Genomic DNA, 14,569 nt, shown 5'->3' with positions numbered 1-14,569 from the left:
CGCCGGCTCGGCGTCGAGTCGGCGGTGCGTGGTCGAGGAGGTGGCCAGAGCTGGTCAGAGCCGGGTACGCAGCGTCGGGGCATGTCCCCGGGAGGCGAGCTAGCATTGCGTCGGACAGTGTGTCCGACGTAGTGTCCGATAGGCTTCGGCGGCCCGGCGAGACTGGATCGGCGGCCGCGATCGAGCACGAGATAAAGGGGCAGAAAGTGAAATACCGCCTACTTGGGCGTACCGGGGTATGGGTCTCGGAGATCTCGCTGGGCGCGATGACCTTCGGTGGGGAGGACCATCCGATCTACCGCCAGTTGGGGGCACTGGGCCGGGAGGACGTCGACCGGATCGTCGGCACCGCCCTCGACGCCGGGATCAACTTCATCGACACCGCCGACGTCTACAGCGACGGGGAGTCCGAGGAGCTGCTCGGCCAGGTACTCGGGCAGCGGCGCCGGGACGTCGTACTCGCCACCAAGGTGCACGCGCCGATGGGGCCCGGCCCCAACGACAACGGCCAGTCCCGGCTACACGTCATGCGGGCGCTGGAGGACAGTCTGCGCCGGCTGCGGACCGACCACATCGACCTCTACCAGATCCACAACTTCGACCACCTGACCCCGTTCGAGGAGACGCTGCGCGCCCTCGACGACGCCGTACGCCAGGGCAAGGTGCGCTACGTCGGCTGCGCCAACCTGGCCGCCTGGCAGGTCAGCCGGGCACTGGGCATCTCCGCCCGGCACGACTGGGCCGGTTTCGTCTCCGTTCAGGCGCACTACTCGCTGGTCGGCCGGGACGCCGAACGGGACCTGCTGCCGATGGCCGAGGCGGAGGGCGTCGGACTGACGGTGTGGAGCCCGCTGGCCGGCGGCTTCCTCGCCGGCAAGACCGACCGGACCGGCACGGTCGCCGAGGACGGCTCCCGGCAGGCGCATCCGGAGTACTCCCAGTTCCCGCTGATCGACCCGGTCCGCGGGCACGAGGTACTCGACGTACTGCGGGCGGTGGCCGCCCGGCACCAGGTCAGCCCGGCCCGGGTCGCGCTCGCCTGGCTGCTGGGCCGCACGGCGGTCACCAGCGTCATCGTCGGCGCCCGCCGGCTCGACCAACTGACCGACAACATCGCCGCGACCGAGCTGGTCCTCAGCCCGCAGGACCTCGCCGAACTCGACGAGGTGAGCAGCCTGCCTCCGGCCTATCCGAACTGGATCCAGCAGGCCTTCGCCGGCGCCCGCACACCCCGGTAGGGCCGACCGGGAGCCCCGGGACACGCTGGCGGGCGGGACGGCGACCGTCCCGCCCGCCAGCGGTCTTCGTTCCCCGGTCCCCTACCGGGTCGGAAGGTTCAGATCCAGCCCCTCTCCCGGGCGATCCGGATCGCCTCGATCCGGGTACGCGCACCGGTCTTGCCGGCGATCCGCGACAGATGGTTCCGCACCGTACCGGCGGAGAGGGACAGCTTGCTGGCGATCTCCACCACCGGCCACCCCTCGGCGGCGATCTCCAGCACCTCCACCTCCCGTTCGGTGAGCGGATTGTCCCGGGACAGCGCCGCGACCACCAGATCGGCGTCCACCACAGACCCCCCGCAGGCGAGCCGCCGTACCGCATCGATCACCCGCTCCGGGCCGACGTCGCTGCCGAGGAACCCGAGGCGCTGGCACTGGGCACGTAACGCGTCCCCGAGCACCCTCGGTCGACGCGGGTCCACCAGAACCAGTACCGGTGGCGGTTCGGACGGCGCGACCCCGTTGGAGAGGGCCCCCGCCCCGAAGAGCTTGACGTCCGCGATGGCCACGTCGGGACGCTGCATCCGCAGCGCCGTGCCGATGTCCTCGGCTCGGTCGACCTCCGCGACGACCTCGATGTCGTCCTGAGTGGTCAGCACGAAGGCCAGGGCGCCACGGACGAGAGCGCCGTTCAGCGCGAGCAGCGTTCGTATCACGTTCCCCCCTGCTACTTGTCATCGCTAGATCACCCCGCGTGAACATTCAAACACGACCACGCCGAGTGCGCCCGTTGGAGCGACCGGGGCCGCCGACGCGTTCGCCGCCGCCGGCCCCGACCCCACGATGTGCCGGTGACCGGGCCGGTCAGATCCAACCCGCCCGCTGGGCCTGCCGAACCGCCTCCAGCCGGTTGCGTGTCCCGGTCTTGCGCAGGATCACCGAGAGGTGGTTACGCACCGTGCCGTGCGCCAGGTAGAGCCGACGGGCGATCTCCTTCAGCGGCAGACCCTCGGCGACCACCCGCAGCACCTCCAGCTCCCGGTTGGTGAGCGGGCTCTCCGGCGGGTTCAGCGCGGCCACCGCGGCGACCGGGTCGAAGACCCGCTCGCCGAACGCCACCGCCCGGACCAGCCGAGCCAGCTCCGCCGGGGGCAGGTTCTTGTCGACGAAGCCCCGGGCACCGGCCCGGATCGCCCGTTGCAGCGCCTCCGGGGTCAACTGCGTGCTCAACGCCAGTACCGCACTGCCCGGCGCCTCCGTACCGAGCTGCGCCACCACGTCGAGCATGTCGGCACCCGGCAGCTCCATGTCGACCACGACGACGTCCGGCCGGCGCCGGCGGACGAGCGCCACCAACTCACCCGGCTCGTGGAGGTCCGCCACCACGTCCAGGTCCTCCTCACTCGACAACACCGCCCGCAACGCACCCCGCAACAAACCCATCTCCTCAACGATCACAATCCGGATCACGAGGTCACTCCGATCTCGGTACACGACTCAGCGACAACGTCGACATCCGAGCGGGTCAGCACCCGACCGGAGCCGATCACGAGCACGATTGAGTACGGCGCCGTCGGTCGGGCCCGCCACCTCGACGGGTACGGCGGTGCCCGGAGCACCGACGGAGGCTTCCACCGGGTGCCCGCAGGAACGGGCCGGCCACGGCGGAGACGGAGGAAAGCGACCGGGAGTACGGCCGCCGGAACGGATCAGCCAGGCAACGCTGGTACGCCGGGCGACCGGCCGGTGGGACTGGCGCCTCCGCCCGGCAGGACCGACGGAGATCGTGTGGTGGGCTGCCAGCCGGGCGTGGCCGGCAGGGCGGCGGCCTGTCCGCCACTGGACTGCGTGGGCCCGGCCTGTTGGGTGCCGGCACCGGTGTCGACGGGTGAACGGGGCGTGGACGGCAACCCGGGATTGGTGTCCCGGACGACGGCACGCGGAACCGACGGACGGGTCGCGCCCGCCGCGCTGCCGGCACCCGGATCGAGCGGCTGCCGCAGCGGAGCGGAGAACGTGGACGGTTCGAGGGGAGCCGGAACCGGAGCGGCCGGCTGGGCCAGGGCCGGCGGGGAGATCGGCGGCCACGCCACGGCGGGCGCCGGAGCCGGCTCGACCGGCTGGGCTGCCAGGAGCCGGGGTGACGGTGCGCCGAGACGGCCGCCGTGCGGCACGTCACCGACGACCTCGGGCACGCTGTGCACGATCTCCGGTACCGCGCCGAACAGTTCCGGCCACCGTTCGGCCGCTGCCGGGACGCCCGCCACCGCCTCCGGCAGCACCTCCAGCACCAGCGGCACCCCGGCCACCACGTCCGGAACCGCTCCGGCCAGCACGGGCACCCCGGCCGCCAGTTCAGGAACCACCGCGGTGAGCGCAGGCACCCCGGCCGCCAACTCCGGGAGCACGGCGGTCACCACGGGCAGGGCGGTCGGTGTCTCGGAGAGCACCGTCCGAAGCGGAGTGCCGAGGACGGGGGCCGACCCATCGGTCTCCGCCGTGACCCGGTCGGGCCGGATCGGGGCCTCTCCGACGTCTCCGCGATCGGCAGGGCTCCCGTCCTGCGGTCGGGACGTGGGGGCCGGTCCTGGGGCCCGGGACGCCGCTTCGCCGCGCTCCGGGGCGCGCGCGGAACCTTCGCGCGCCGACCGGCCGGGGGCGTGCTCCCGCTGCGGCCGCGACGCGGACCCACCACGCTCCGCGTCGGTCGGCGGGCGGAACCGCTCGTTGCGGGTCCGCTCAGGACCGGACCGCTCAGGACGGGACCGCTCAGGACGAGATCGTTCGGGGCGGGTCCGCTCGGGACGGGCGGACTCCGGACGGGTCCGGGCCGAGCCGGAAGTGGGGCGATCGGTCTCGGGTGTCGCTTTTCGAGGCAACTGAACGTGATCGTCGAGCAGTCCCGGCAGGCCCGGCGCGACCGTCTCGACGAGCGAGCCGAGTGGTCGCGAGGTGGTCGCCGACGCGTCCCGGTCACCGGCTAGCGCCGGCCCGTCGAGCATGCTGAGAAGGACGTATCCGGCCAGCGCACCGCCACCGAGCAGGGCGGCCCGGGTCAGAAGTCGGACAGCACGCCTACCGGGGCCCGGCCTGTCCGGACCCGGCGCGCGCCGGACTGCTGAGACCAGGGCCATGTCGCGAAAGCGCTCCTCGATTAGGCGGACAGGAACGAAAGCGTAACGCAGTGTCTATCACGATGCACCCGGTGAACCACGCCGGCTCGCGGGTGCGGCGAGGAGTACCCGTTCACTCACGCCGTACCCCGCCGTGCGGGCCGCGACGGCGCACAGGGCCGGTCGGGACGGTTCACCGGGTACCGCCAGAAAAGCACCTTCGGCCGCGCTCCGGTCCGCCGGCCGACCGACCGGCGGGGCGGGGCTGGCTATGGTGAGTGGATGACGGCACCGCGCCCGCCCGCACTGCCCATCGTGCAGTTCCGGAGCCGGGCCGGAAGCGTCGACCTCGGTTGGGGGCATCCGCACCCGGCGGCGCTGCCGGTGGAGGCCTGGGCCGAGGCGACCCGCTCCGCGTTGCGCCGCCACGGTGCAGCCGCGCTCACCTACGGCCACTCGGCCGGCCCGGGGCCGCTGATCGAGTGGCTCTGCGAGCGGCTGGCCGAGGTGGACTCGGTGCCGCCCGAGCCCGAGCAGGTCTTCGTCACCGCTGGCGCGTCCCACGCGCTCGATCTGGTCGCCTCCGTGCTCTGCCGGCCCGGCGACGTCGTACTGGTCGACTCCCCCACCTACCACCTGGCGCTGCGGGTCGTCGCCGACCACCGGGTCGACATCGTGCCCGCCCCCGCCGACCGGGAGGGGATCGATCCCGCCGCCACCGCCGACCTGATCCGGGCGATCACCCGGCAGGGCCGGCGGGTGGCGATGCTCTACCTGGTGCCGACCTTCAACAACCCGACCGGTCGGTCGCTGCCGGCACAGCGCCGTACCGCCCTGCTGGCGGCGGCCGCCCGCACCGGCGTACCGGTGGTGGAGGACGACACCTATCGGGAACTCGCCTACCCGCCGCCGGCACCCGCCTCGCTGTTCAGCGGTGCCGAGCCGGGGACGGTGGTCCGGATCGGATCGTTCGCCAAGAGCGTCGCACCCGGACTGCGGCTCGGCTGGCTCACCGGGGCCCCGTCCCTGGTCGCGGCGGTGACCGCCCGGGGCTACGTGGACAGTGGCGGCGGGGTCAACCACACCAGCGCGCTGGCCCTGGCCGAGTTCGCGGCGTCCGGCGCGTACCGGCGGCACGTGGCGGCGATCCGGATCCGGTACCGCCGGCAACGCGACGCGCTGGTGGCCGCCGTACGCGACGAGCTGCCGCAGGCGGAGTTCACCGTACCCGACGGTGGCTGGTTCCTCTGGCTGCGGCTGCCGCACCCGTACGGCGGCACCGAACTACTGCCGTACGCGGAGGCCGCCGGAGTCTCGTACCTGCCCGGCCGGCAGTTCTTCGTGACCGACACCGGGCACCGCCACCTGCGGCTGTCGTACTCGATGTGTGATCCGGAGACACTGGTCGAGGGGGTACGCCGGCTCGCCGTGGCCTACCGGGACGCCGGACTGTCGAGCCGGCCCACCCCACTGCCGGGCTGAACCGGGGGCGGCAGCCTCCCGGGGCGGCTCAGTTCTGCCGGCCGGATCCGGTCAGCCGGCGCCACGCCGGGCCGACCTTCCATCTCGCCATCCCGGCCAGGTCGCGGGCGTGCTCGAAGACGTCCGGCCGGGCGGCGCCCCGCTCGACCGCGCGGTCGAGGTCGTGACCGCAGCGCACCAGTACGGTGTCGAAGTCCCGGCGTACCGGTTCCAGCAGCTCGTAGCCGAACCCCCGGTACTGGCGGGCGAAGAGCGCCCGGTACGGCCGTACCCCCTCGTGCAGCCCCGACCCGTACGCCATCGGCTCCCTCGGCCGGTCCCGGACGTACTGCGGCAACAGGTCCGCATAGGCGTGCCGGAGCAGCCACTGCCGCCGGCCGTCCCGCAGTTTCAGCTCGGCCGGCAGCCGCATCGCCAACTCGACCAGCGACAGGTCGAGGAACGGCAGCCGGGCCTCCACCCCGTGCCCGAGGCTGGTCCGGTCCGCCCGCTGCAACCCCGTCCGGCAGAGGTTGCGCAGCCGGTGTCGGAAGAGCCGGCCGGCCGCCTCCGGGCCGACCCGGCCGGAGCCCGGATGCCCGCCGAAGAGGTCGTCGGCGCCGTCTCCGCTGAGTACCACCCGGACGCCGAGGTCCCGGACCCGCCGGAAGAGCGGCACCGAGACGACCGCGTCGATCAGGTCGGCGTACTCGGTGAGTTCGGAGATCCGGATGGCGGCCCGGATGTCGTCGAGCCGGACGTCCCGGGGCTGTATCTCGATCACCTCGTGGTGCACGCCGAGGTCGGCGGCGAGCCGCCGGGCATATCGCACGTCCGGGCTCTCCGGTGTGCCGACGGTGAACGCCACGCAGTCGTGGTGGAACTCCCGGACGTGCAGCAGGGTGAGGGTGCTGGCCAGCCCGCCGGAGAGCAGTACCCCGACGGTGAGGTCGGTGTCGACCCGGACCCGGACGCTGTCCCGGACCGCCTCGCGGAGCAGTGCCGCCGCCTCCCCGGTGTCGCGGACCGGTGGCTGCCCGACGCCGGACCGGGCCAGGTCCAGGTAGGGCACCAGCTCGGGCCCGCTGACGGCGTCGGCCCAGCCGTGCTGTCCGGGCGGCAGCTCCGAGATCGGTGCGCCGATCGGCACCAGCGCCTTGACCTCGGAGGCGACGTGCAACCGGCGCAGGTGCCGGGACCAGTAGAGTGGTCGCACTCCGAGCGGGTCGCGGGCCAGGTAGAGCCGTCCGGTGGCGGTGTCGGCGAGGGCGAAGGCGAACTCGCCGCGCAGCCGGGTGACCGCCTCCGGTCCCCAGGCCAGGAACGCCTCCAGTACGACTTCGGTGTCGCTCTCGGTGCGCGGCGGCCGGCCGAGCCGGCGCAGTTCGGCGGCGAGTTCCCGGTGGTTGTAGACCTCGCCGTTGTAGCAGAGCAGCCACCGGCCGTCGGCGGAACTCCAGGGTTGTGCCGCGCGCTCCCGGTCGACGATCCGCAGCCGTTGGACGCCGGCCAGCAGGTCGGGGCCGAGCCTGGTCTCGGCCAGGTCGCCGCGTGGGGTGAGTTCGGCCATCATCCGGTGGAAGGTGCGGCGGTCGGCGCCGGGACCGAGCAGAAGGACGATGCCGGACATGCCGCTCAACCTCCCAGGGCGGTCAGGAAGTCCCGGCGCAGCCGGCTGGCCGCGCGCGGGCTGACACAGACGTGCCAGGTCTGACCCTCGTCGATCACGTTGACGTCGCCCCAACCCTGCCGCTCGCGCAGCAGGGCGGCGACCATCCCGGGCGCGTCGAGGCGGCGCAGCCAGGACATTTCAAGATCCATCGCGTACCCGAGGCAGTGCCCGCTGGGCAGCATGGCCGCGTACCCGAGGGCCCGGAGCCGGTGTTGGTGTTCCAGGCTGCGGGCGAGGCTGGTCACCCGCAGCGGCGGGGTCGGGCCGGGACGGCGCCGGCGGAGGTCCACGGCGAGCTGGTTCAGCAGCGCCACCACCTCGGGCCGGGTCCGGGTGGTCCGTGGTCCGGTGCCGGCCGCCGGTGCGCCGGCGCGGCCGGCCGGCGGTGTCCCGGGTGGCCGGACCTGGCGCCGGACGGCCCTGGCCGCCCGGCTGAGCAGGTGCCCGGCGGGCCGCCGGTAGCGGAACCGGAGCAGGTCGGTGCGGCGCAGCGCGTCGAGGTCGACCAGTTCCGCGCAGCGGTGCAGGTCGGCGTCGGTCGAGAAGCCGGGCAGGTGTCCCCACCACATGGCGTCGATCCGGGAGAGCAGGTAGATCCGGATCAGCCCGGCGAGGTCGCGGGCGGCGCTGCGGTTGTTCGGCCGGTAGTCCCGGATCTCCCGGACCAGCCGGTTCGCGGCCTCGGCGGTGCCCCCGGGCAGTGTCCCGAGGACGGCGGTGAAGTCGGGACCGGTGATCCGGTCCGTCAGGGTCCGCTCCAGTCTGGGCAGGTCGTCGCGGCTGGTGTGCCCGGCCACCTCGGCGAGCAGCTCCGCCACCGCGGCCCGGTATCCGACCAGTTCGGAGAGGGACGCCTCGCTGGCCTGGCGCAGGGTACGGCCGGCGGTCAGACGCGACTGCTGCCGCCCGCTCGGCCGGATCGGTGATCCGATCTCCCCGGCGACCTCTTGGCTGGGCATGTCCGGCCTCTCCCAGGTTTCGGCGTGGCCCCGAAAATACTGCCGGTTTTGACCGTAACACCCGGTAAACCGGAAAAATGCGTCTTGCTCCGGCTCGTCGGCGTCGGCGTCCGGGAGGCGAGCCCACCAGAGGCGTTCACCCTGCACGGCGGACCGATATTTGGAACGTTTTACGTCTGCATTGACGGGCGTAGATCAATCTCCTAACCTTCCTGACAAGCTCTCGCACTCGCACCCTCGCCCCGTCCGATGCCGTCTCCGGCGCGCTGGTCCCGGGAGGTTTCACGCCGATGATGAAACGTTTCAGAAGCGTCGTAGCGGCTGGAGCCGCGCTCGTCTGCCTCGGCGCACTGCTCGCCGGCTGCGGCGGCGGCGACTCCGAGTCCGGGACAGCCACCCTCCGGTACTCCTGGTGGGGCAATGCCGACCGGGCCGAGCTGATGAAGCAGGCGATCGCGCTCTTCGAGTCGAAGAACCCGGGCGTCAAGGTCACGCCGAGCTTCCAGGAGTACGAGGCGTACTGGCAGAAGATGGCCACCGAGACGGCCGGCGGCAACGCACCGGACGTACTCCAGATGGACTTCTCCTACCTGCGCGAGTACGCCGACCGGGGGGTGCTCTACGACCTGGGGAAGCAGACCGGTGACAACCTCGTGCTGACCGACCTGCTCCCCGGCTTCCAAGGGGCGGGCGAGGTCGACGGCGCCCTGTACGGCGTACCGGTGGGCGGCAACACCTGGAGCCTGTACTACAACCCGGCGATCTTCGCCAAGGCCGGCGTACCGGAACCGGCCGCCGGCTGGACCTGGCAGGACTACCGGAGCGGCATGGCGAAGATCACCGAGGCGACCGACAGCTACGGCGGCGGCAACTACACCGGCATCATCTACAACCTCGAAGCGCGGCTCCGCCAGCAGGGCGGGCAGCTCTTCACCGCGGACGGCAAGCTCGGCTTCACCAAGGAGCAGCTCAGCGCGTTCTGGACCGAGGGCCAAGAGCTGATCAAGGCCAAGGTGGTGCTGCCGGTCGACAAGGCGGTACAGATCAAACCCCGCTCCGGATTCGTCGACGACCTGATCGCCTCCGAACTCGGCTGGGACAACTTCCTCGTCCGGTACGCCGCCGAGGTCAAGACCCCGCTGAAGCTGGCCCCGGTGCCGACCGACAACCCGGGACAGCTCGGCCAGTACCTGAAACCGGCGATGCTGCTCAGCGCCTCCAGCCGGACCGAACACCCGGAGGCGGCGGCCAAGCTGATCTCGTTCCTGATCAACGACCCCGAGGTCGGCCGGATCTTCGGCGGCAACCGCGGCCTGCCGGCGACCAACGCCCAGCGCGCCGCCGCCCAGCTCCAGGGTCCGCTGGCCGAGGTCGCCGCCTTCGAGCAGAGCATCGCCGACCAGTTGACGAAGGCTCCCCCGGCACCACCGAAGGGTGCCGGCAGCGTCGAGGCGGCCTTCATCCGGATCAGCGAGGAACTCCACTACGGCCGGATCACGGTCCCCCGGGCGGTGGACGAGTTCTTCGCCGAGGCGGAGCAGAAGCTCGGCTCCTGAAGCGGTAGCGGCGCCACCCCGGAAGGAGCGTCAACAGCACATGACGACAAGCCAGACGGCCGTCCGCCGGGACGAGCCGGCCGGTCCGGCCCCGCGCCCCCGCCGGGCCGGTGCCGGACCGGGACGGCGGGGACGGCGGCCGGGTGACGGGCCGGCCGGCTATCTGTTCCTGTCGCCGTGGATCCTCGGCATGCTGCTGTTGACCATCGGGCCGATGGCCGCCTCGCTCTACCTCTCGTTCACCGACTACAACCTCTTCACCGCGCCGGAGTGGGTCGGCCTGGAGAACTACCGGCGGATGTTCGACGACTCGCGCTGGCTCCAGTCCGTCCGGGTCACCGGCATGTACGTGCTGGTCGCCGTACCCGTCAAGCTGGCCGCCGCGCTCGCGGTGGCCCTGCTGCTGCACCAGCGCCGCCGGGGCGAGGGTTTCTACCGGGCGGCGTTCTACGGGCCGTCGCTGATCGGGGCCAGCGTCAGCGTGGCGATCGTCTGGCGGGCGCTGTTCAGCGACGAGGCGGTGGTCGACCGGCTGCTCCGCGCCGTCGGCATCGACGTCGGCGGCTGGCTCGGCAACCCCGACTTCTCACTGCTGATGCTGGTGCTGCTGGCCGTCTGGCAGTTCGGCGCACCGATGGTGATCTTCCTGGCCGGGCTCAAACAGGTGCCGGCCGAACTCTACGAGGCCGCCCAGGTCGACGGGGCCGGCCGCTGGCGCCGCTTCCGGTCGGTGACGCTACCGATGATCTCGCCGGTACTCTTCTTCAACCTGCTGCTGGAGACCATCAACTCCTTCCAGATCTTCACCTCGGCGTACGTCATCGGCGGCCGGAACGGCAGCCCGGCCGGCTCGACCCTCTTCTACACCGTCTACCTCTACGACCGTGGCTTCGCCGACTTCCAGATGGGCTACGCCTCGGCGCTGGCCTGGATGCTGCTGCTCGGCGTGGGCCTGGTGACCGCGTTCCTGTTCCGGACCGCCCGGGGCTGGGTGCACTACGCCGGAGACCAGCGATGACCGCCACCGAGGTACCCCGGACCGGAACGCCGACCCCGGCGGTGGCCGTACGTCCCGCCGCACCCCGCCGCCGGTGGAGCAGCCTGGCCTGGCACCTCGGGGCGCTCGCGATCCTGGCCGTGCTCCTCTATCCGGTCGGCTGGCTGGTGGCCGCCTCGTTCAAGCCGTCCCAGTCCATCCTCGGCAGCCTGGAACTGCTGCCGACCGAACCGACGGCGGCGAACTACCGGCAGGCCGCCGAAGGGCTCGCCGGGATCGGCGTGCTGCGGTTCTTCGGGAACTCCGCACTGCTGGCCGGATTCTCGGTGGTCGGTACGGTCGCCTCGTCGGCGCTCGCCGGCTACGCCTTCGCGCGGTTGCGCTTCCGGGGCCGGGCGACGATGTTCACACTGATGATCTCGACGCTACTGCTGCCGTTCCACGTCCTGATCATCCCGCAGTACGCGGTCTTCCAGCGGCTCGGCCTGGTCGACACCTACCTGCCGCTGCTGGTCGGCAAGTTCCTGGCCGGCGAGGCGTTCTTCGTCTTCCTGATGGTGCAGTTCATGCGGACCATCCCGGCCGAACTGGACGAGTCGGCCCGGATCGACGGCGCCGGCCACTGGGCCACGTTCTGGCACATCGTGCTGCCACTGTCCCGCCCCGCCCTGGTCACCACGGCCATCTTCACCTTCATCTGGACCTGGAACGACTTCTTCGGCCCGCTGATCTACCTCAGCACCCCGGAGAAGTACCCGCTGCCGCTGGCGTTGCAGCTCTACATCGACCAGACCACCATCTCCGACTACGGGGCGCTGATGGCGATGTCGATGCTGGCCCTGGTGCCGGTCATCCTCTTCTTCCTGTTCTTCCAGCGGTTCCTGGTGCAGGGCGTCGCCACCTCCGGGCTGAAGGGCTGAGCGCCCGCACCGCTGAGTAGGGGTACTCGGGTCCGGGTCGCCTCGATGGTGGAGAGTCGAGGCATGACCGAACGGCAGCCGGCCCAGGCCCGGCACACCCCGCTCTGGATCGTCGGACTCGCCGGCTCCACCGCGCTGGCGTACTGGGCGTTCCTCGGCTGGGACCAGCAGAAGGAGACGGATCCGGTGACCGGGACGCAGACCGGGCCGTACTCGGCCTGGCAGGTGCTCGGCCTCGGGGTGGTACTCGCCGTACTGGTCTTCGAGGCGGGGCGCCGGGGCCGACCGTGGCTGGCCGGCGTCGTGGTGCCGGCCGTACTCACCGTGGCGTTCTCGGTCGACGCCGCCACCGATCCGGACGCCGACGGGCTCTGGGTGATCGGTGCGGTACTCGTGGCGCTCGGCTCGGCACTCGGCACCGGACTGGTCGCCGCGCTCGGCGCCCACCTCGGCCGACGCGGCCGCTGAACTCCACCGCCGGGCCGGATCGCCAGGCGCGGGCGGGGTGTTCGGCGCGGGTGGGGCGGGGCGTTCGGCGCGGATCCGCCCCGGGGCGGGCGGCACGCGCCGCCCGCTTCGGCGGTGGGCCCGGCTGACCGGGCCCCTGGTCCTGCCGGGATCCCTAGCGCCGGCCGGCGGGTTCGCCGTCGAGCAACGGGTCCGGCTCCTGCCGCCGGATCATGTACTGCGCGGTGAGGGTGTCCACCCCGGTGCCCCGGGCGCTGTTCGGCCGGTACGTGACCGTCGCGGCCAGCGCCGAGGCCGCCTCGACCACTCCGGCCCGCCAGGTGCCGGACCGGTAGACCCAGACCGGGTCGGTCGGCCGGTAACTGGCGGTGGAGTCGATCTCCGCCGGGTTCCGTCGGTGCGGATCCACGTTGGGTACTGGCATCTTGTCACTGCCCTCCTGACTCGGCACCGGGTGTCGTCTCGATCAGTTCACGGGGCACGGCCGGCGTGCCGGTGGTCTCGCCGGTCGCACTGCTCGACCGGCCGAGCTGTGCCTGGCTCTGGACGTACCCCCCGAGCGGGCCGACGCAACCGGCCGCGTCGACCTCGGCCGGGGCGAGTCGGGCCCGCCGGGTCTTCACCCGGTACATCGCGGCGTCGGCGAGGTCGAGCACCTCGGTCAACTGCGCGCAGCCGTGCACCGGGGCCAGTCCGATCGACGCGGTGACCCGCAGGTCGCGCTCGGCCACCTGGATCGGCGCGGAGAGCAGCTCCGCGAGCCGTCGCGCGGACTGGTGCAGCCAGCGTCCGTCGGCACGGGTTCCGGCGAGCAGGCCGGCGAACTCGTCTCCGCCGAGCCGGGCCACCAGGTTGTTGCCCGCGTACGCCGCGAACCGCCAGGCCACCGCGACCAGCACCTGGTCTCCGGCGGAGTGCCCGAACCGGTCGTTGATCTGCTTGAAGTCGTCGAGGTCGAGGACCACCGCAACCAGCGGCGGCCGGCCGGGATCGGCGACCAGCGCGGCGCCGATCTGGTAGAAGGCCCGCCGGTTGAGCAGCCCGGTCAGCGGGTCGTGGGTGGCCGCGTGCCGTTCCGACTGCAACTCCTCGCGGAGCCGGACCACCTCCGCCTGGGCCAACCGCACCTGGCCACGCATCCGCCAGGCCGCGCCGAGGCCCGCTACCGCGGCGGCGCCGGCCGCGAAGGTGAAGGGATCCACGGTCTCGTGTCCCTTCAGGAGACCCGGCCGGAGGCACGGTCGTCGGTCGGACGCGGACCGTGTCCGAAGGCCGGTAGCCGGGAGTAACCAGTGACTGTCCGTGATCCAAGTTCGCGTACGCCAGCACGGGCCGAAACTGCGCCGTTGCGATCCGTTGGCGACCATCTGCCCAGGCAGGCGCGCGTGTCGGCGATCTTGCCTGGTCCCCGACGCTTCGGTTGCGCTGGCAACGGCCCCCCGCCTCCATCACGAAAAGTGAACAAACGGACACACCCTTACCGCGCTATCATGCTCGCTGTCAGGTGCAGGCGCAAGAGCGAATGCACGTGCAGATGGTCATGCAGAGATGACCAGACGGGTGCTCCACGCACCGTCACGGCTGAGGACGCGTCCACGGGGAGGAATCAGTACGCAGCCGGGCCTACGCGACGCCCACCGCCCCCAGCCCTCCGGAACCCCCAGAAAGACTGGCGATGATTCAGACGTACAACGGCATGTCCACCGGCCAGCTGCCCACCCTCGCCTGGCAGAAGAGCCGCCGCAGCAACCCCAGCGGTAACTGCGTCGAGATGGCCGAGTTGCCCGGCGGCGCCGGTATCGCCGTGCGCAACTCCCGGGACCCCGACGGACCGGCGCTGATCTACACCATCGACGAGATCACCGCCTTCATCCTCGGCGCCCGCGACGGGGACTTCGACAACCTCATCGGTTAGCCAGGGCTACCTACGGCGTCCGGTACGTCGACACCACCGTTCGCCACCGCCCCGACACGCTCGGCGCGAGCCCCGACTGTCCGAGGGTCGAGAAAATTAGCGCGTTGGGTCTACCCTCCGCACCGTCCCGCCATGGCATGCTTACCGACGGATTTGGCCCAGCCCTTGGTGGGCTGCGTCGAGCATGTGTGGAGGCGACACGTGACGATGGCTCCATCCGGCCATGACTCGGTTCCCGACGGCGGCGAGATCGCCGACGGCGAACCGATCGTCGATGGTGGGCCGGTC

13 protein-coding genes and 1 pseudogene are annotated in these 14,569 nt (G+C 72.0%); 7 read left to right on the top strand and 7 right to left on the bottom strand.

Annotation, left to right across the window (positions count from 1 at the left end; genetic code table 11):
• Nucleotides 1-206 precede the first annotated feature (206 nt).
• Nucleotides 207-1,238 carry an aldo/keto reductase gene (locus V1634_RS16285; RefSeq protein WP_331208670.1) on the top strand — a complete coding sequence of 344 codons (1,032 nt, stop codon included), beginning with the start codon at nt 207-209 and terminating at the stop codon, nt 1,236-1,238.
• Nucleotides 1,239-1,336: 98 nt separating this feature from the next.
• On the opposite strand, the gene V1634_RS16280 is transcribed toward V1634_RS16285, so the two are convergent.
• The 3 genes from V1634_RS16280 to V1634_RS16270 form a co-directional block, all read right to left on the bottom strand.
• The gene (locus tag V1634_RS16280; protein ID WP_331208669.1) at nt 1,337-1,936 is read right to left on the bottom strand and encodes a response regulator transcription factor; all 600 of its coding nucleotides are present in this window, start codon (nt 1,934-1,936) and stop codon (nt 1,337-1,339) included.
• A gap of 148 nt (nt 1,937-2,084) precedes the next feature.
• The gene (locus tag V1634_RS16275) at nt 2,085-2,678 is read right to left on the bottom strand and encodes a response regulator transcription factor (RefSeq protein WP_331208757.1); all 594 of its coding nucleotides are present in this window, start codon (nt 2,676-2,678) and stop codon (nt 2,085-2,087) included.
• 251 nt (nt 2,679-2,929) lie between these two features.
• Nucleotides 2,930-3,670: a hypothetical protein gene (locus tag V1634_RS16270; RefSeq protein ID WP_331208668.1), complete on the bottom strand. Its 741-nt coding sequence runs from the start codon at nt 3,668-3,670 to the stop codon at nt 2,930-2,932.
• A 945-nt stretch (nt 3,671-4,615) separates the two neighbouring features.
• On the opposite strand from V1634_RS16270, the gene V1634_RS16265 reads away from it, so the two are divergent.
• Complete coding sequence (locus tag V1634_RS16265) at nt 4,616-5,815, top strand: aminotransferase-like domain-containing protein (protein WP_331208667.1); 1,200 nt, start codon at nt 4,616-4,618, stop codon at nt 5,813-5,815.
• 28 nt (nt 5,816-5,843) lie between these two features.
• Here the strand turns inward: V1634_RS16265 and V1634_RS16260 are convergent, their stop codons facing one another.
• Nucleotides 5,844-7,424: an asparagine synthetase B family protein gene (locus V1634_RS16260; protein ID WP_331208666.1), complete on the bottom strand. Its 1,581-nt coding sequence runs from the start codon at nt 7,422-7,424 to the stop codon at nt 5,844-5,846.
• A gap of 5 nt (nt 7,425-7,429) precedes the next feature.
• On the bottom strand, nt 7,430-8,425 hold the full coding sequence (locus V1634_RS16255) for a hypothetical protein (RefSeq protein WP_331208665.1): 996 nt from the start codon (nt 8,423-8,425) through the stop codon (nt 7,430-7,432).
• Between the two features lie 293 nt (nt 8,426-8,718).
• Here V1634_RS16255 and V1634_RS16250 point away from each other — a divergent pair, with 293 nt between their 5' ends.
• The 4 genes from V1634_RS16250 to V1634_RS16235 all read left to right on the top strand — a co-directional run bounded on the left by V1634_RS16250 (nt 8,719) and on the right by V1634_RS16235 (nt 12,366).
• Entirely contained in the window at nt 8,719-9,981 is a 1,263-nt protein-coding gene (locus tag V1634_RS16250; RefSeq protein WP_331208664.1) for an ABC transporter substrate-binding protein, read from the top strand.
• Nucleotides 9,982-10,021: 40 nt separating this feature from the next.
• Entirely contained in the window at nt 10,022-10,999 is a 978-nt protein-coding gene (locus V1634_RS16245) for a carbohydrate ABC transporter permease (protein WP_331208663.1), read from the top strand.
• Nucleotides 10,996-11,898, top strand: a complete 903-nt coding sequence (locus tag V1634_RS16240; protein WP_331208662.1) for a carbohydrate ABC transporter permease — start codon at nt 10,996-10,998, stop codon at nt 11,896-11,898. Before V1634_RS16245 ends, V1634_RS16240 begins: the two co-directional genes overlap by 4 nt.
• A gap of 63 nt (nt 11,899-11,961) precedes the next feature.
• Complete coding sequence (locus tag V1634_RS16235; protein ID WP_331208661.1) at nt 11,962-12,366, top strand: hypothetical protein; 405 nt, start codon at nt 11,962-11,964, stop codon at nt 12,364-12,366.
• A 154-nt stretch (nt 12,367-12,520) separates the two neighbouring features.
• Here V1634_RS16235 and V1634_RS16230 read toward each other — a convergent pair whose 3' ends face one another.
• Complete coding sequence (locus V1634_RS16230; RefSeq protein WP_107255961.1) at nt 12,521-12,790, bottom strand: hypothetical protein; 270 nt, start codon at nt 12,788-12,790, stop codon at nt 12,521-12,523.
• A 190-nt stretch (nt 12,791-12,980) separates the two neighbouring features.
• Nucleotides 12,981-13,568, bottom strand: a pseudogene (locus tag V1634_RS16225) (GGDEF domain-containing protein); the annotation flags it as partial.
• Between the two features lie 473 nt (nt 13,569-14,041).
• Between V1634_RS16225 and V1634_RS16220 the strand changes: the two are divergent.
• Complete coding sequence (locus V1634_RS16220) at nt 14,042-14,281, top strand: DUF397 domain-containing protein (RefSeq protein ID WP_107255963.1); 240 nt, start codon at nt 14,042-14,044, stop codon at nt 14,279-14,281.
• Nucleotides 14,282-14,569: the final 288 nt, after the last annotated feature.

It is taken from the genome of Plantactinospora veratri (genome assembly GCF_036421995.1).
GTDB lineage: Bacteria > Actinomycetota > Actinomycetes > Mycobacteriales > Micromonosporaceae > Plantactinospora > Plantactinospora veratri.
The sequence above is the reverse complement of the archived record's forward strand: the minus strand, read 5'-3'. Positions and strand labels throughout refer to the sequence as shown.

Excerpts from the sequence above, each read along its gene's own strand:
- V1634_RS16220 (WP_107255963.1), top strand. The coding sequence starts at position 14,042 with ATGATTCAGACGTACAACGGCATGTCCACCGGCCAGCTGCCCACCCTC.
- V1634_RS16240 (WP_331208662.1), top strand. The coding sequence starts at position 10,996 with ATGACCGCCACCGAGGTACCCCGGACCGGAACGCCGACCCCGGCGGTG.
- V1634_RS16235 (WP_331208661.1), top strand. The coding sequence starts at position 11,962 with ATGACCGAACGGCAGCCGGCCCAGGCCCGGCACACCCCGCTCTGGATC.
- V1634_RS16245 (WP_331208663.1), top strand. The coding sequence starts at position 10,022 with ATGACGACAAGCCAGACGGCCGTCCGCCGGGACGAGCCGGCCGGTCCG.
- V1634_RS16260 (WP_331208666.1), bottom strand. The coding sequence starts at position 7,424 with ATGTCCGGCATCGTCCTTCTGCTCGGTCCCGGCGCCGACCGCCGCACC.
- V1634_RS16255 (WP_331208665.1), bottom strand. The coding sequence starts at position 8,425 with ATGCCCAGCCAAGAGGTCGCCGGGGAGATCGGATCACCGATCCGGCCG.
- V1634_RS16250 (WP_331208664.1), top strand. The coding sequence starts at position 8,719 with ATGAAACGTTTCAGAAGCGTCGTAGCGGCTGGAGCCGCGCTCGTCTGC.
- V1634_RS16265 (WP_331208667.1), top strand. The coding sequence starts at position 4,616 with ATGACGGCACCGCGCCCGCCCGCACTGCCCATCGTGCAGTTCCGGAGC.
- V1634_RS16230 (WP_107255961.1), bottom strand. The coding sequence starts at position 12,790 with ATGCCAGTACCCAACGTGGATCCGCACCGACGGAACCCGGCGGAGATC.